The sequence below is a fragment of the Microbacterium sp. oral taxon 186 str. F0373 genome (assembly GCF_000411455.1).
Lineage (GTDB): Bacteria > Actinomycetota > Actinomycetes > Actinomycetales > Microbacteriaceae > Microbacterium.
In genome coordinates, this window is the sequence record NZ_KE150457.1 from 386,962 (window position 1) to 401,655 (window position 14,694).

Below are 14,694 nucleotides of genomic sequence, written 5' to 3' on the forward strand. Positions count from 1 at the left end.
AGCAGCGCGTCCGCACCGAGCGACGGGTCGAGTGGCGACGTAGCAGGCTCCGCGGGCGGGGGCGGCGACGCCGTCGCCGCGCTGCCGGCGAGCACGCCCACGCCCACGCCCACGCCCACGCCCACGCCCACGCCCAGTACGATCCCCTCTGCGCCCCGCAGCTCGCTGCCGGTGCCGTCGGCGACGGCGAAGCCCGATTCGAAACCGCAACCCGCGCCGACCCGCCGGCCTGTTACGCCTCCGACGACGGCGCCGCAGCCGACGCTCGTTCCCACCCCGACCCCGACACCCACCCCGTCACCGACTCCGACTCCGACGCCGACGCCCACCCCGACACCGACACCCACGCCGACGCCGACACCAACCCCGGAACCGACACCGACTCCGGAACCCACACCGGTCCTTCCCGAGGGCTCACCCGCCTTCGGTCCGGCGAGTATCTCGACAGACGACGACCTGTTCGGCGCGCTAACGACGACGATCAACGGCGCACCCGGCAGCACGGTGACGGTGAAGTTCGGCGACGTTGAGCGAGCGCGGGTCACCCTGTCCGCCGAAGGCACGGCAGAGGTCACGATCGAGGGCACCGTCCTCGACTTCTGGTTCACGAAGATCTCGATTGCGTACATGGCAGGCGCCGCCGTGGGCCCGGCCACCGTTACCGACATCTGGCTCCTCGTCGGCTGACGGCCAACGTGAGCCACAGCCCCGCCGCGTAAACTGGCCGAATGTCCGACCTGCCCCACGTCCGTCCCGCCGCTCCCGAGGCCCCGCGATCGGCCGACGGCGCCGCCGCGCGTCCGGCGGGCGTGCGCCCCGCGCTGGATGCGGTGGATCTGCTCGCGTTTCTCTGCGAACTGTTCGCCTTCGCCACCCTCGCGGTCTGGGGCTTCACGGCCTGGCCGTTCCCCTGGAACATCGTCGCCGGAATCGGCGCTCCGTTGATCGCGATCCTGCTGTGGGCGCTGTTCGTCTCGCCCCGCGCCGTCTTCGCCGTGCACCCGTTCGTGCGGGCCCTCGTCGAGCTCCTCGTCTACGCTTCCGCGACGATCGTCTGGTGGACCAGCGGAAATGCCTGGATCGGCCTGGCGTACGCGGTCGTCGCCGTGGCCGTCGGACTGGTCTCTGGCCGACGCCGACTCGCCGCCTGAGGCGCTCCAGATCATGAGCACCGTCCTCGACCTGCTCACCGCCGAGCTCGCCGATCGCGTCGACACCGACCCCGCCGCCCTCGACGCCGCACGCGCGGACAAGTCCGGGCACGCAGCCGCCGGGTCGCCGGTCGCGATCGTGCACGCGGCATCCGTCGCCGACGTCCAGGCGACCATGCGCATCGCGTCCGCGACGGGCACGCCCGTCGTGATCCGCGGCGCGGGCACGGGGCTGGCGGGCGGCGCGAACGCCGGTGCCGGCGAGATCGTGCTGTCGATGCGCGGAATGGACCGCATCCTGGAGGTGCGGGCCGATGACCTGCTGGCGGTTGTCGAGCCTGGCATCCTCAACGCCGACCTCAACGACGCCCTCGTCGCGCACGGGCTGTGGTGGGCGCCCGACCCTGCCAGTCGCGCCATCTCGACGGTCGGCGGCAACATCGCGACGGGCGCCGGCGGCCTGCTGTGTGCGAAGTACGGTGTCGTCCGCGACGCCGTCCTCGGGGTCGACCTCGTGCTCGCCGACGGCCGGCTGCTGCGCCCCGGACACCGCAGCGTCAAAGGCGTGACCGGCCTCGATCTGACGTCTCTCGTCATCGGTTCGGAGGGCACGCTCGGCGTCGTCGTCGGCGCAACGCTGAAGCTGCGGCGCCTCGTCCCTGGACGGGCACGCACCCTCACGGCCCTCTTCCCCGACGTTCGCGCCGGCGCCGCCGCAGCGGCCGCCGTGACCGCGTCGGGCGCCCAGCCCGCGATCATGGAGCTGATGGATGCCGCGTGCCTCGCGGCCGTGCACCGCCTTCTCGACCTGCCCGCTCCCCCGCCCGGCGCCGCGCAGCTGACCGTGCAGACCGACGGCCCGTCGGCATCCGTCGACGCCGAGGCGATCGGCGCGGTCCTCGAGGCGGCCGGAGGCGCCGTGCGCGCGGCGCGCGACGACGCCGAGGCCGAGCTGCTGTGGACCATCCGCCGCTCGATGCATCCGGCCATGGAAGCGATGGGCACGACCCTGATCGAGGACGTGTCGGTTCCCCGCAGCGCCCTGCCCACGATGTTCGACGAGATCGCGCGCATCGAGCGCGCCTACGACCTCGTGATCCCGACCGTCTGCCACGCGGGCGACGGCAACCTGCACCCCAACTTCGTCTTCGACGGCGATGAGGTGCCCGAGATCGTGTGGCGCGCCGCCGACGAGCTGTTCCGCTCGGCGCTGCGCCTCGGCGGCACCCTCACCGGCGAGCACGGGGTGGGCGTACTCAAGCGCCGCTGGCTTGTCGACGAGCTCGGCGAGGATCAGTGGCAGCTGCAGCGCGAGATTACCCGGGTCTTCGACCCCCTCGGCATCCTCAATCCGGGCAAGGTCTTCACCGACTGAGTTGGAGCGCTCAGACGGCCGGCGGGTAGATCTGCGGGCTCGGAGCGGCCTGTCCGCGCGCGCCGAGCACCATGGCGAGGATTCCCAGCGCCAGCGGCACGGTGAGGATCACGAGGGATCCGAGCGCGAACAGCCACAGGAGCCCCTGCGGGTCCTGACCCGACGCCCCGACGAGCACGATCTGGGGCAGCGCCGAGGTGGCGACGATCACCGCGAGCCCCCAAGCGGGCGCCCACTGCCACGGTCGCGGCACGACGGCGGCGCGCCCGATCGCGACGACAGCGACCAGCGCCGCGGCGGCGGTGACGGCCAGCTGCGCGAACGACACGATCTGAAGGAGCGAGATGTCCTGCTCGGTCGCCAGGGCCGACAGCGCCAGCTCGACGATCGGCGGGAGGACCGCGAGCACGAGCAGCGCCGCCATTCCCGAAGGACGCCGTGCGACGATCGATCCCTGCCCGCGCAGCCCGAAGGCGAAGACGAGGAGGGATGCCGCGAACAGCACCGCCGTCACGATCGCGACGCCCGAGCCGAAGCCTCCCGGCGCCACCGCCCGCACCGCCGTCGGCACCACCGCACTGGCGGCGAGCAGCGCGCCGCCCCAGATCCATGCGGGCACGGGCTTTCGGACCTCGGCATCCGTCATGGCCCCGACCCTACCGCGGCTCATCCGTCCCGTCATGCCGCTTTCGCCGACGCGAACCGGCGAGAGGGGACGGATGAGCGCCGTCAGAGACCCTGCCAAGCCGGCTTGTTCGCGTAGGCGTACCGGTAGTAGTCGGCGTGCTCCAGGTGGGATGCCGCGGCCTCGTCCACCACGACGGTCACGTGCGGGTGCAGCTGGATCGCCGAACCCGGCAGCGACGAGGTCACGGGGCCCTCGACGGCTCCCGCGACGGCCGCAGCCTTGCCCTCGCCGAAGGCGAGGAGGAACAGGTGACGCGCCGACAGGATCGTGCCGAGCCCCTGCGTGATGCAGTGCATCGGCACCTCGTCGATCGTGTCGAAGAAGCGGGCGTTGTCGCGTCGCGTCTGCTCGATGAGCGTCTTCACGCGCGTCCGCGATGCGAACGAGGAGCCGGGCTCGTTGAAGCCGATGTGACCGGAGGTGCCGATCCCGAGGATCTGCAGGTCGATGCCGCCCGCGTCGGCGATGGCCCGCTCGTAGTCCTCTCCGGCGTGCGCGATGCTCGCCAGATCGCCGTTGGGTGTGTGGATGCGCTCGGGATCGAGACCGAGCGGTTCGACCACCTCCGTCGTGATGACGGAGCGGTAGCTCTGCGGATGCCGCGGATCGATGCCCACGTACTCGTCCAGCGCGAACCCGCGCACTCGCGACACGTCGATGCCGGCGAGCCGAGGCCGCAGCGCCTCGTAGACGGGGAGCGGGGTCGACCCGGTCGCCAGCCCCAGCACCACGTCCGGGCGGGTCGAGATGAGGCGGACGATCTCGTCGGCGACGAGGGCCCCCGCATCCGCGGGCGAGGGAACGATGACGACTTCAGCCATGGAAAACAGCCTCCTGCTCGGATTCGGCGCCGAGGATGGCGGCGCCCAGTGCGGCCGCGGGCGATCCCGGCGACAGCAGATCGACGCGCTCGCTGAGCCGCAGCGACCGCAGGAACGGGGATGCCGCGGCGCTGGTGTCCAGTTCGGCGAGCACGGGCCTCAGCATACGGTCGCCGAGCGCCGTGACGCCTCCCCCCAGCACGACGGCGTCGACATCGGTGGACAGCACGATCACGCGGATCGCCGACGCGACGCCGTATGCGAGCCCTCGGCGCAGCTGCACGGCGAGCGGGTCGCCGGCGTCGGCGGCGTCGAACACGTCGCGCACGGGCAGCGCCGCGGGCCGGCCCCATCGCTCTGCGACGGCGGCTCCCCCGCTGAAGGCCTCGATGCAGCCGCGCTGCCCGCAGCGGCAGAGGGGTCCCGTCGGATCGACGGAGATGTGTCCGACCTCCCCCGCGGCTCCGTGGACGCCCCGCCAGAGTCGACCGCCGTGCACGAACCCGGCAGCGATACCGGTGCCGAGATTGAGGTACGCCATCGACGGCAACGTGTCCGCACCGCGCAGCACCGAGGCGCCGACGGCAGCGGCCTTGACGTCGTTCTCGGCGCGCACCGGGATGCCCAGGCGCGGCCCCAGCGCGAGCGCCAGATCGAGCTCGTCGATTCCGAGGTTGACCGCATGGGTGACCACCGCGCCTCCCGACGCGACCTGACCCGGCATCCCGACGCCGAGCGAGGTGAAGGCCGCAGGGGGCATGTCGACGGCGGCAGCCAGCTCGTCCACCGCGTCGAGGATCGTCGTGATCACGGCATCCGCGCCCCACCCGGTCGCCCGGCGCACACGAGCGAGGATCCGCTGATCCGCCGCGTCGCCGCCGCGCGGGTCGGATGGTGCGACGACCACGGCGTCGGTCTTTGTGCCCCCGACGTCGAATCCGAGTCGCATCAGCCCTTCACCGCTCCCGACACGAGACCGCTGGTCATCTTGCCCTGCACGATGAGGAAGAAGATGATCACCGGAATGGCCATGAGGGTCGAGCCGGCCATGACGACGGCCCAGTCGGTCGCCTTCGTCGCCTGGACGAAGCTGCGCAGCCAGATGGGGAGTGTCTGCGCCTCGGGGCGGGTCATGATCACGAGGGCGAAGATGAACTCGTTCCACGCCTGGATGAACGCGAAGATCCCGGTGGCGACCAGTCCCGGCGCGAGCAGCGGGAAGGTCACGCGCCAGAAGGCCTGTCCCCGGCTGCACCCGTCGATCATCGCCGCCTCCTCGAGGTCGGCGGGGATGCCGTTCACGAACCCGCGCAGGGTCCAGATCGTGAAAGGCAGCACCACGGCGATGTAGACCGCCGACAGACCGATCACGGTGTTCAGCAGGTGCCACCCGTCGAGCACCCGGAAGGTCGAGATGATCATCGCCTCGGCGGGGATCATCTGGATCACGAGGATCGCGACGATGAAACTCTTGCGGGAACGGAAGCGGTAGCGCGAGACCGCGATCGCGGCGAGGAAGGCGAAGACCAGAGCCGCGGCGACGGTGAGCACGGTGACGGCGAGCGAGACCCACAGCGCCGGGACGAACCCGCCGTCCCACGCCGCGCGGAAGCTCTGCAGGGTGAACTGGTCGGGCCAGAAGTGCGGCGTTTCGCTCTTGACGGCCGAGCCGGGCAGGAAGGCGGTGTTGACCATCCAGTACACCGGGAAGACCGAGCAGACGAACACGACGACGGCGGCGAGGTTGAGGAGCACGCGCCCGGTGGCGCGTGTCGTGCGGGCGCTCATCAGTCGTCCTCCGAGGTCAGCATGGTGCGGATGTAGGAGGCGGAGATGGCGAGCAGCACGATGACGAGGATCACCGAGATCGCCCCTCCCGAACCGAGATCGCCGGTGGCCATCGAGACGCTGTAGATGTAGACGCCGATGGTGTTGGTGTCGGCGCGGATGCCGCCCACCGTCTGCAGCGCATAGATCTGTGCGAACACGCGCAGGTCCCAGATCACCTGCAGGATGAGCAGCACGACGAGGATCGAGCGGATGTAGGGCACGACGATGAAGCGGAACCGCTGCCACGCGCCCGATCCGTCGAGGGATGCCGCTTCCAGCACCTCGTCGGGCACCTGCGAGAGTCCGGCGTAGGTGGAGAACGCGACGAACGGGATCGCGCCCCACGTGATGATGATCGCCGCGACACCGAAGAAACTCAGGGGGTCGGACAGCCAGCTGTGTCCGATCCAGTTCTGCCCGGTGATCCGCGTCAGCGCGTAGTTGACGAGGCCGTAGGACGTGTCGAAGATCCAGCCCCACACGATGGTGCCGGTGAGCGCGGGCATCGCCCAGGCCAGCAGCAGCCCCACCGAGACGACGGTGCGCATCACGCGGCCGAGCGCGGTCATCATCAGCGCGATCGCGACCCCGAGCACCATGGTGGCGGCGGCACAGACCACCATCAGACCGAAGCTGCGGGCCAGCACGACCCAGAACTCGGCGTCGGTCAGGACACGCACGTAGTTGTCGAACCAGACGAAGGTGGGCGGCTTGCCGAAGATCTGCTCGCGCCCGTACTTCTGGAACGACATGACGATCAGCTGCACCAGAGGCCAGCCGATGAAGATCAGCAGCATCGTCAGGGCGGGAAGCAGCAGGACCAGCGGCGTGCGGTCCCGCCGCCGCCGACGCGGCGATGCTGCGGGCGCGTGAGTGGCGGTCATGCCGGCCGTCCTTTCGTGTGTGTCGGGGTTTCGTGTGTGTCGGGGTTTCGTGTGTGTCGGGGCGTCTCGACTCGCCGCGCTCGCTCAACGACCGGTGGGCGAGATAGCCCTCCCGGTCGTTGAGCGAGGAGCGCAGCGACGAGTCGACACGCAGACGAGTCGACACGCAGACGAGTCGACACGCAGACGAGTCGAAACGCAGACGAGTCGAAACGCAGACGAGTCGAGCGGGCTCAGCCGTTGAGGATGGAGTCGATCCGCTCGTCGAGAGCCGTGGCGAGCGTCTTGACGTCACCGCCGGCCGCGACCTGGACGAAGAAGTCCTGCAGCAGGCCCTTCGCCTCCACGTCCGCCCACTTCGGCGAGGCCGGCGTCAGCTTCGCGTTGGCCGCGGCATCCGAGATGATCTTCGCGAGTTCCGGAGTCGCCGCGGCGACCTGGCTGCCGAGCGACTTCTTGGCCGGCACGAGACCGGCCTTGGCCAGCAGCGTCTGGTAGTCGTCGCTGAGCATGATCTCCAGCGCGCTCTTGGCCAGCTCGGGGTGTGCGGACTTCGCGGCGATGCCGATGTTCGACCCGCCCGCGAAGACCTGCGCGGCGCCTCCGTTCTTGCCCGGCAGCGCGTAGTAGCCCACCGTCTTGGTCAGGGCGGTGTCGGCCTTGTTCTCATCGGCGACGATCGACCAGTACGCCCAGCTGGGCGCCGAAAGGGTGGCTGCCTTCTCGGTGCGGAACGGAACCCAGGCCTCGGTCTCATCGCCGTCCTTCGGAGCGAGCGAGGCCGTGGTCATCAGCTGCTGCACCTGCTCGATGCCCTTGACCGCGGCGTCGCTGGACATCTGCGCCTCCCACTTGCCGTCCTTCTGCACCGCGATCTCGCCGCCGTTCTCCCAGATGAAGGGCAGCGCGTTGTACCAGTCCTTGCCCGGGAAGTAGACGCCCGAGACGCCGGGCAGCGCCTGCGCGAGCTTCTCACCGTTGGCGACGTACTGATCGAGAGTCGTCGGCACCTGGACGCCGGCGGTGGCGTACTGGGCCGTGTTGTAAAACACGATGCGCGCACCGGAGTAGTACGGCGCGGCATACAGCTTGCCGTCCCACGAACCCGCCTCCACGAAGCCGGGCAGCAGGTCGTCGCCGCCGATGGTGCCCTTGATGTCGGAGATGTCCAGCAGTGCTCCGCTGGAGGTGAACGCGGGCGACTGGGTGTTGCCCATCTCGACGATGTCGGGCGTGTCGTTGGAAGACAGGCTCGTGGTGAGCTTGTCGACCAGGCCCGTCCACTGCTGCTCCTCGATGACGAGCGTCGAGCCCGGATTCTGGGCTTCGAAGGTCTTCACGAGATAGTCGCGGGCATCCTGCGGCGTGTCGGTGCCGTTCAACCACACGCGCAGCTGGGCCGGCGCCGGAGTGCCGGAGGCGTCGTTGCCGCCCGAGTCTCCGGCCGCGCAGCCGGCGAGAACGACAGCCGAAACGCCGAGGAGCGCGAAGGCGCCGAGCTTCTTGTTCATGGTGTCTTCCTTTGTCTCTCTTGGTGGTGTCGGGGCGCTGTGCCCCGCAGTGATGGGGTCAGGACACCCCGAGTTGTCCGGACAGGACCATGACGGCCGCGCCGCGGAGCACGATGTCCTCCCCCTGCGCCGTCATCCGCACCTGGACGCCGTCGTGGAACGAGGCGAGCGTCCGCGTGCGCAGAGTCTCGACGGTCGCGGTCGCGAGGGTTCCGTCGAGAAGATCGGGCCTGCCGGAGAGGATGATCTCCGACAGATCGAGCACGCCCACGATCGGGGCGAGGGCGATGCCGAGGCGCTCGCCGGCATCGCGCAGCACGGCATCGCGGTCCGCGCCGGGCTCGGCCACGCGTGCGTGCAGGGCCGGAACCGACAGCCAGGCCTCGAGGCAGCCGACCTTGCCGCACACGCAGCGCGGGCCGCCGTCCGTGCCGACGGTGACGTGACCGATCTCTCCGGCGGCGAAACGACTGCCGGCCATGGGCTGGCCGCCGGCGAGCAGACCTGATCCGACGCCTCGACCCACGCGCACCAGCAGCACGTCATCGGCTGCCCCGCCGAAGGTGTACTCGGCGAGCACCGCGGCGTTGGCGTCGTTGGCGACGAGCACGGGCAGGCCCAGGTCGGCGCGCAGGGCCGCTTCCAGGTCGACGCCCTGCCAGCCGAAGTTCGGCGCCGTGAGAACGACGCCGCGATCGTCCACGATGCCGGGACTGCCGACGCCGACGCCGAGCACCGGGGCATGCGCGTCGGCCACGAGGCGACGCGCGAGCTCCCTGACGGCGCCGAGGATGTCGGCGGGGTCGGTCGGCACCGCAACGTCCCGGCGCGCGACGATCTCTCCGTCGAGCGTGAGGATCGCGCCGAGGAAACGATCGGAGCCCGAGAGGTCGAGCCCGACGATGCGATGGCCGTCCCGGTCGAGGTCGACGAGGATCGCGGGCTTTCCCGGCCCCGTCACCTCGCGCATCCCGCGTTCGGCCACGTAGCCGTCGTCGATGAGCTCGGCGACCAGATCGGAGATCGTCACCCGGGTCAGACCCGTCTCACGGGAAAGGTCCGCGCGACTCATGGCACCCTGGTGGAAGAGGGTCTGCAGCACGAGCGCGCGATTGTGCGCCCGCGCATGCTCCGGCAGCACCTTCGCTGCGTGGCGCAGTGCGCGACCCGCCACGATGGAGCGGGCCGGCGATGTCGCCTCGACGGCGCCGCGCGGGAGATCAGATCCGGACATGTTTGTTAGTAGACCTTACGAAAGCCGCATCCGCAAGCGTCGACGCGGATTCGGAAGGACGATTTACAAAACTGTTACATTGCACGACGCCCGCTCAGAGGAGAGAACTTGTTGACCGTCACGACATGGACCCCCCGCCTCGCCGCGATCCTCCTGACCGCCGTAGCGCTCGCCGGCCTCGTCGGGTGCGCCGCCGACGGCGGGACGGGCCCCGCACCGTCGGGCGGCGACACCCAGACGACGAGCCAGGCGTGCGAGACGGTCCGCGCGAGCGTCCAGGACGCCGCCGCCCAGGTGCAACGCCTCGACCCCGGCGACCCGTCGTCGGCGGTGACGGCGTTCGACGAGGTCGCCGCCCGCCTCGACGACGCCGCGCAAGCGGTGGGCAACCGCAGCGTCGCCGATCTGCTGCCGCCGCTGCGATCGGGCTTCACGACGGCATCCGCCGACCTGTCCGCCATCGCGGGCGGCGACCTCTCCCGCCTGGCGTCGCTGCAGAGCGCTGCCGCGCAGATCCAGTCGGCACTGAGCGCGTTCGCCGCCGCGTGCCCGACCCCCTGACCCTCGGCACGCCCGTCGGCAGCCGCCGATGGACACCTCTGCCGGCGATCGGCGTCCATCGCGTACCATAAGAGGGCGCGGCCGCGCAGAACACGGGGGTGTTTCGGTGACCGATCCTGCAACGGGACGAGAGGCAGAGGGTTCGCCCGACGCCTCCTCAGCGAGCCCCGCGACCGCCGCGACCGCCGTCCTGGACGGCCCGATCGACGCGATCGACGGTGCACAGCTGCCGCCCGAAGACGCCCCTCCCGTGCAGTGGGCACCCACAGAACCCTCGCCCAAGCGGAAGCGCCGCCTGTGGTTGTGGATCGGCGTCCCGGCCGCGCTCCTGGCCGCGGGAGCCGCCACCGCATCGCTCGTGCTCATCGCCCCCGGAACGGCCGTCGCCGGAGTGCCGGTGGGCTTCATGACCGCGGGCGCCGCTACCGACGCGATCAACCAGCGCCTGGGCGCGACCACGATCGTCCTCGGCGACGGCGGTCCGACCGTCACCGCCGCGCAACTCGGCGCGGCCCTCGATGCCCGCGGCCTCGCCGAATCGGCCTTCGACGCGCGGCCGATGTGGAACGTCACGCAGTGGTTCGGCGACAGTCTCGACGCGCCCGTGACGCTCGATGCCAACCGAGCCGACGCCGCCCTCCGCGCTGCACTGCCGTCCGCCTTCACGGCTTCGGTCCCGGCGCAGGTGTCTTTCACCGGCACGTCCTACGCCGTCACGCCGGCCGTCCCGGGCACGGGTCTCGACGTCGACGCGATCGCCGCCGCCGTCCATGACGCGTTCGTCGCGGGAACCGGCACCGTGACCGTCTCGGCCTCCCCCATGCCGGTCGCCGCACCGGCCAGCAGCGAGAAGGCCCAGTCCACCGCCGATCAGCTCAACGCCATGCTGCAGACGATCGGCTTCTACGTCGGCGAGGAACGCACCGTGCCGGTCGATCCGGCCACGGCCGCGTCGTGGCTGAAGATCACGCCCGACGCTTCGGGAACGTTCTCCATCACCGCGGATGCCGCCAAGATCCAGGCCTCCGTCGATGCACTTCCCGCGGCCGTCAACCGCGCCCCCGCCAACGGCACCGTCATCACCAACTCCGACGGAACGGTGCTCGAGACCAGCGTCCCCGGCGCCGATGGCCGCACGCTCGGCGACACGAGCGCGGTGGCGAAGGAGTTCGCCGCGCAGCTGACTGCAGGCAAGGCAGCCTTCGTCCTGCCGGTGACCTTGAGCCCGGCATCCACCGTCACGCTGCAGCGCCTGCTCGAGGTGAACCTCAGCGAGCAGATGCTGTATCTGAAGGAGAACGGCGGCGTCGTCGACTCGTGGCCGATCTCCAGCGGCGTCGCGGCGTCCCCGACATACACGGGCCATTTCCGCATCAACAGCCACATCCGCTCGCAGACGATGACCAGCACCGACCCGAACAACCCGTACTGGAACTACGACGTCCCCAACGTCGAATGGGTCATGTACTTCAACGGCGACGAGGCGTTCCACGGGGTTTACTGGCACAACAACTTCGGCACGCCGCAGAGCCACGGCTGCGTCGGCATGCCCAACTACCGCGCCAAGCAGATCTACGACTGGTCTCCCACGGGCGTGGACGTCTGGATCCACGACTGACGCACGTTTCGCGCGTCAGTCGCTGCGCACGCCGCAACGAGAACGGCCCGGGTGTCAACCCGGGCCGTTCTCCGTATCCGCTTGTCGATCAGAGCGCGTCGATGACCGCGTTGAGCGTCGCGGAGGGGCGCATCACGGCGGAGACCTTCGCCGCGTCCGGGTGGTAGTAGCCTCCGATGTCGACCGGGTGGCCCTGCACCCCGTTCAGCTCAGCGACGATCTGCTGCTCGGCCGCGGCGAGCGTGTCGGCGATGGGGGCGAACGCCGCGGCGAGCTGCGCATCAGCCGTCTGGCGCGCCAGCTCCTGGGCCCAGTACAGGCCGAGGTAGAAGTGGCTGCCGCGGTTGTCGATCGTTCCGAGCGAACGCCCCGGCGAGCGGTCCTCCTCGAGGAAGGTGCCGGTCGCGGCATCCAGGGTGTCGGCGAGGATCTTCGCCTTGGCGTTGCCGGTGAACTCGGCGAGGTGCTCGAACGACGCCGCCAGCGCGAAGAACTCCCCGAGCGAGTCCCACCGCAGGTAGTCCTCCTCCAGGAGCTGCTGCACGTGCTTGGGAGCGGAGCCGCCCGCGCCGGTCTCGAACAGACCACCGCCCGCGAGCAGCGGGACGATCGAGAGCATCTTGGCCGAGGTGCCGACCTCGAGGATCGGGAACAGGTCGGTGAGGTAGTCACGGAGCACGTTTCCGGTCACCGAGATCGTGTCCTCGCCCTTGCGCAGGCGCGCAAGCGTGTAGCGCGTCGCCTCCTCCGGAGGCAGGATCACGATGGTGATGTCACCGGTGTCGAGCGTCGCGAGCGCCTGGTGCACCTTGCCGATGAGCTGGGCGTCGTGGGCGCGGTTGACGTCGAGCCAGAAGACGGCGGGCACGCCGGTGGCACGAGCGCGGGTGACGGCCAGGCGCACCCAGTCCATGATCGCGATGTGCTTGGCCTGGGTCGCGCGCCAGATGTCGCCCTTCTCGACGTGGTGCTCGATGAGCACCGTGCCGGCGGAGTCCAGCACCTCGACGACGCCGTCGGCGGGGATCTCGAAGGTCTTGTCGTGGCTGCCGTACTCCTCGGCGGCCTGCGCCATGAGGCCCACGTTCGGCACGGTGCCGATCGTCGCCGGGTCGAGGGGGCCGTTGGCGATGACGTCGTCGATCACGGCCTGGTAGACGCCGGCATAGGACGAGTCGGGGATGACGGCGATGGTGTCGTCTTCGGCGCCGTCGACGCCCCACAGCTTGCCGCCGTTGCGGACGAGAGCGGGCATCGACGCATCGACGATGACGTCGGAGGGCACATGCAGGTTGGTGATGCCCTTGTCGCTGTTGACGTAGCTGAGGCGCGGGCCGGTCTCGAGGTCCTGCGCGATGCGGGCGGAGATGGCCTCACCGTCGGCGAGCTCGCCGAGGCCGGCGAGGATCGATCCGAGCCCGTTGTTGCCGTTGAGCCCCGCGGCGGTCAGCTGGGCACCGTACGTGTCGAACACGTCGGCGAAGAAGGCGCGCACGACGTGACCGAAGATGATCGGGTCGCTGACCTTCATCATCGTGGCCTTCAGGTGCACGGAGTACAGCACGTTCTCGGCCTTGGCCTGCGCGATCGTGTCGGCGAGGAAGGCGTCGAGAGCCTTCGCCGAGAGGAACGTGGCGTCCACGACCTCGCGCGGCAGCACCTTCAGCCCCTCCTTGAGAACCGTGACCGTGCCGTCGGCGGCGGTGTGGCGGACGCTCAGGACGTCATCGTGAGCGGCGATCCAGCTCTTCTCGTTGCTCTTGAAATCGTCGCGGCCCATCGTGGCGACGCGGGTCTTGGACCCTGCCGCGAAGGGCTTGTTGCGGTGCGGATGCTTCTTGGCGTAGTTCTTGACCGCGAGCGGCGCACGGCGGTCGCTGTTGCCCTCGCGCAGCACAGGGTTCACCGCGGAGCCCTTGATGCGGTCGTACCGGGCGCGGATGTCCTTCTCCTCGACCGTGGAGGCGTCGTCCGGGTAGCCGGGGATGTCGTAGCCCTGGGACTGCAGTTCCGCGATCGCGGCCTTCAGCTGCGGGATGGATGCCGAGATGTTCGGCAGCTTGATGATGTTGGCCTCGGGGAGGGTGGCGAGTCCGCCGAGCTCGGCGAGGGCGTCGCCGACCTGCTGCTCGGGCGCGAGGCGCTGCGGGAAGGCGGCGAGGATGCGACCGGCCAGCGAGATGTCGCGGGTGTCGATCTCGACGCCCGCCTGCCCGGCGAAGGCCTTCACGATCGGCAGGAACGACGCCGTCGCCAGCGCCGGCGCCTCGTCGGTGTGGGTGTAGATGATGGTGGACTCGGGCACGTGTGATCTCTCCGTCGTGAGCGTCGTCGTGGGCGTCGTGGTGAGCGTCGCGGGGTCGTCTCCAGGCTATCGCATCGACAGAAACTATCTTGACGTCAAGATAATTCTCGGCATGCGCCACGGCATCCTCCTCGGCACGAGCAGCACTGCGTGTTTTCTCACCATTCGGAGGGTGCCGACCACCCTCACCCCCGGGGTAGCCTGAGGGCATGACCGAGCTGCGCCTCGAGGAACTGTCCGCCGCGACGATCGTCGCCGTCAACACGATGTCGCTCAAGCCGGGGCAGGAGCAGTATCTCGCCCCCACCAGCTATGCCGTCGCGGGCACGGTGGCAAACCCCAGCACCGCCTGGCAGCGCGTGGTGCTCGACGGCGACGAGGTCGTGGGCTTCGTGAGCGCGAACTTCGATCCCGAGGCGCCGAGCGAACACTTCCGCTCCGTGCTCTGGCGCATCAACGTCGACGCCGACGACCAGGGCCGCGGGGTCGGCCGCTTCGCCGTCGAGCAGCTCCTCGAAGAGGCCCGCACCCGCGGCATGGACCACGTCCACGTGATCTACGAGGAGGGGCAGGGCGGCCCCGACGCGTTCTTCCGCAGGGTCGGGTTCACGCCGGTCGGTGAGACCGAGTTCGGCGAGGTCATCGCCGAGGTCCGCTTCTAGGAGCAGCACGGCGGCGTGGCGAGAAGCCGCTCGCCGCCCTGTTTGTTGCCAATC

At 70.0% G+C, this 14,694-nt stretch carries 14 protein-coding genes and 1 pseudogene; 6 read left to right on the forward strand and 9 right to left on the reverse strand.

All coding sequences use genetic code 11. From position 1 onward, the window contains the following. Window positions 1-395 (reverse strand): annotated as a pseudogene (locus tag HMPREF1529_RS16020) (hypothetical protein); the annotation flags it as partial. A 115-nt stretch (window positions 396-510) separates the two neighbouring features. Here HMPREF1529_RS16020 and HMPREF1529_RS15790 point away from each other — a divergent pair. From HMPREF1529_RS15790 to HMPREF1529_RS01770, 3 genes are read left to right on the forward strand one after another with little or no spacing between them, the layout of a single operon-like run. Then, complete coding sequence (locus tag HMPREF1529_RS15790; RefSeq protein WP_157533850.1) at window positions 511-687, forward strand: hypothetical protein; 177 nt, start codon at window positions 511-513, stop codon at window positions 685-687. 41 nt (window positions 688-728) lie between these two features. Next, window positions 729-1,151, forward strand: coding sequence for a YrdB family protein (locus tag HMPREF1529_RS01765; protein ID WP_005048002.1), 423 nt, complete (start codon window positions 729-731; stop codon window positions 1,149-1,151). Window positions 1,152-1,164: 13 nt separating this feature from the next. Next, window positions 1,165-2,526 (forward strand): FAD-binding oxidoreductase, encoded by a 1,362-nt coding sequence (locus HMPREF1529_RS01770; RefSeq protein WP_016463461.1) that lies wholly within the window; start codon window positions 1,165-1,167, stop codon window positions 2,524-2,526. A gap of 10 nt (window positions 2,527-2,536) precedes the next feature. On the opposite strand, the gene HMPREF1529_RS01775 is transcribed toward HMPREF1529_RS01770, so the two are convergent. The 7 genes from HMPREF1529_RS01775 to HMPREF1529_RS01805 form a co-directional block, all read right to left on the reverse strand. Beyond that, window positions 2,537-3,172, reverse strand: a complete 636-nt coding sequence (locus tag HMPREF1529_RS01775; RefSeq protein WP_016463462.1) for a hypothetical protein — start codon at window positions 3,170-3,172, stop codon at window positions 2,537-2,539. Window positions 3,173-3,255: 83 nt separating this feature from the next. Next, window positions 3,256-4,035 carry a glucosamine-6-phosphate deaminase gene (locus HMPREF1529_RS01780; protein WP_016463463.1) on the reverse strand — a complete coding sequence of 260 codons (780 nt, stop codon included), beginning with the start codon at window positions 4,033-4,035 and terminating at the stop codon, window positions 3,256-3,258. Continuing rightward, the gene (locus HMPREF1529_RS01785) at window positions 4,028-4,984 is read right to left on the reverse strand and encodes an ROK family protein (RefSeq protein WP_005047994.1); all 957 of its coding nucleotides are present in this window, start codon (window positions 4,982-4,984) and stop codon (window positions 4,028-4,030) included. Before HMPREF1529_RS01785 ends, HMPREF1529_RS01780 begins: the two co-directional genes overlap by 8 nt. Continuing rightward, on the reverse strand, window positions 4,984-5,823 hold the full coding sequence (locus HMPREF1529_RS01790) for a carbohydrate ABC transporter permease (RefSeq protein WP_005047992.1): 840 nt from the start codon (window positions 5,821-5,823) through the stop codon (window positions 4,984-4,986). The genes HMPREF1529_RS01785 and HMPREF1529_RS01790 overlap by 1 nt, the downstream gene beginning before the upstream one ends. Then, complete coding sequence (locus HMPREF1529_RS01795; protein ID WP_005047989.1) at window positions 5,823-6,749, reverse strand: carbohydrate ABC transporter permease; 927 nt, start codon at window positions 6,747-6,749, stop codon at window positions 5,823-5,825. The genes HMPREF1529_RS01790 and HMPREF1529_RS01795 overlap by 1 nt, the downstream gene beginning before the upstream one ends. A 233-nt stretch (window positions 6,750-6,982) precedes the next feature. Then, entirely contained in the window at window positions 6,983-8,260 is a 1,278-nt protein-coding gene (locus tag HMPREF1529_RS01800; RefSeq protein ID WP_016463464.1) for an extracellular solute-binding protein, read from the reverse strand. Between the two features lie 58 nt (window positions 8,261-8,318). After that, window positions 8,319-9,494 carry an ROK family transcriptional regulator gene (locus HMPREF1529_RS01805; RefSeq protein ID WP_016463465.1) on the reverse strand — a complete coding sequence of 392 codons (1,176 nt, stop codon included), beginning with the start codon at window positions 9,492-9,494 and terminating at the stop codon, window positions 8,319-8,321. 111 nt (window positions 9,495-9,605) lie between these two features. Between HMPREF1529_RS01805 and HMPREF1529_RS01810 the strand changes: the two genes are divergently transcribed. Further along, entirely contained in the window at window positions 9,606-10,055 is a 450-nt protein-coding gene (locus tag HMPREF1529_RS01810; RefSeq protein ID WP_231860973.1) for a hypothetical protein, read from the forward strand. Between the two features lie 106 nt (window positions 10,056-10,161). Beyond that, a complete protein-coding gene (locus HMPREF1529_RS01815) occupies window positions 10,162-11,673 on the forward strand; it encodes a L,D-transpeptidase family protein (protein ID WP_016463467.1) in 1,512 nt (503 codons plus the stop codon). 88 nt (window positions 11,674-11,761) lie between these two features. Here HMPREF1529_RS01815 and HMPREF1529_RS01820 read toward each other — a convergent pair whose 3' ends face one another. Beyond that, on the reverse strand, window positions 11,762-13,978 hold the full coding sequence (locus HMPREF1529_RS01820) for an NADP-dependent isocitrate dehydrogenase (protein ID WP_016463468.1): 2,217 nt from the start codon (window positions 13,976-13,978) through the stop codon (window positions 11,762-11,764). 209 nt (window positions 13,979-14,187) lie between these two features. Here HMPREF1529_RS01820 and HMPREF1529_RS01830 point away from each other — a divergent pair, with 209 nt between their 5' ends. Then, the gene (locus tag HMPREF1529_RS01830) at window positions 14,188-14,640 is read left to right on the forward strand and encodes a GNAT family N-acetyltransferase (protein ID WP_005047975.1); all 453 of its coding nucleotides are present in this window, start codon (window positions 14,188-14,190) and stop codon (window positions 14,638-14,640) included. Window positions 14,641-14,694 lie beyond the last annotated feature (54 nt).

Bases quoted from the DNA above. Each gene is read 5' to 3' on its own strand.
- HMPREF1529_RS01765 (WP_005048002.1), top strand. From the start codon at position 729: ATGTCCGACCTGCCCCACGTCCGTCCCGCCGCTCCCGAGGCCCCGCGA.
- HMPREF1529_RS01770 (WP_016463461.1), top strand. From the start codon at position 1,165: ATGAGCACCGTCCTCGACCTGCTCACCGCCGAGCTCGCCGATCGCGTC.
- HMPREF1529_RS01775 (WP_016463462.1), bottom strand. From the start codon at position 3,172: ATGACGGATGCCGAGGTCCGAAAGCCCGTGCCCGCATGGATCTGGGGC.
- HMPREF1529_RS01780 (WP_016463463.1), bottom strand. From the start codon at position 4,035: ATGGCTGAAGTCGTCATCGTTCCCTCGCCCGCGGATGCGGGGGCCCTC.
- HMPREF1529_RS01785 (WP_005047994.1), bottom strand. From the start codon at position 4,984: ATGCGACTCGGATTCGACGTCGGGGGCACAAAGACCGACGCCGTGGTC.
- HMPREF1529_RS01790 (WP_005047992.1), bottom strand. From the start codon at position 5,823: ATGAGCGCCCGCACGACACGCGCCACCGGGCGCGTGCTCCTCAACCTC.
- HMPREF1529_RS01795 (WP_005047989.1), bottom strand. From the start codon at position 6,749: ATGACCGCCACTCACGCGCCCGCAGCATCGCCGCGTCGGCGGCGGCGG.
- HMPREF1529_RS01800 (WP_016463464.1), bottom strand. From the start codon at position 8,260: ATGAACAAGAAGCTCGGCGCCTTCGCGCTCCTCGGCGTTTCGGCTGTC.
- HMPREF1529_RS01805 (WP_016463465.1), bottom strand. From the start codon at position 9,494: ATGTCCGGATCTGATCTCCCGCGCGGCGCCGTCGAGGCGACATCGCCG.
- HMPREF1529_RS01830 (WP_005047975.1), top strand. From the start codon at position 14,188: ATGACCGAGCTGCGCCTCGAGGAACTGTCCGCCGCGACGATCGTCGCC.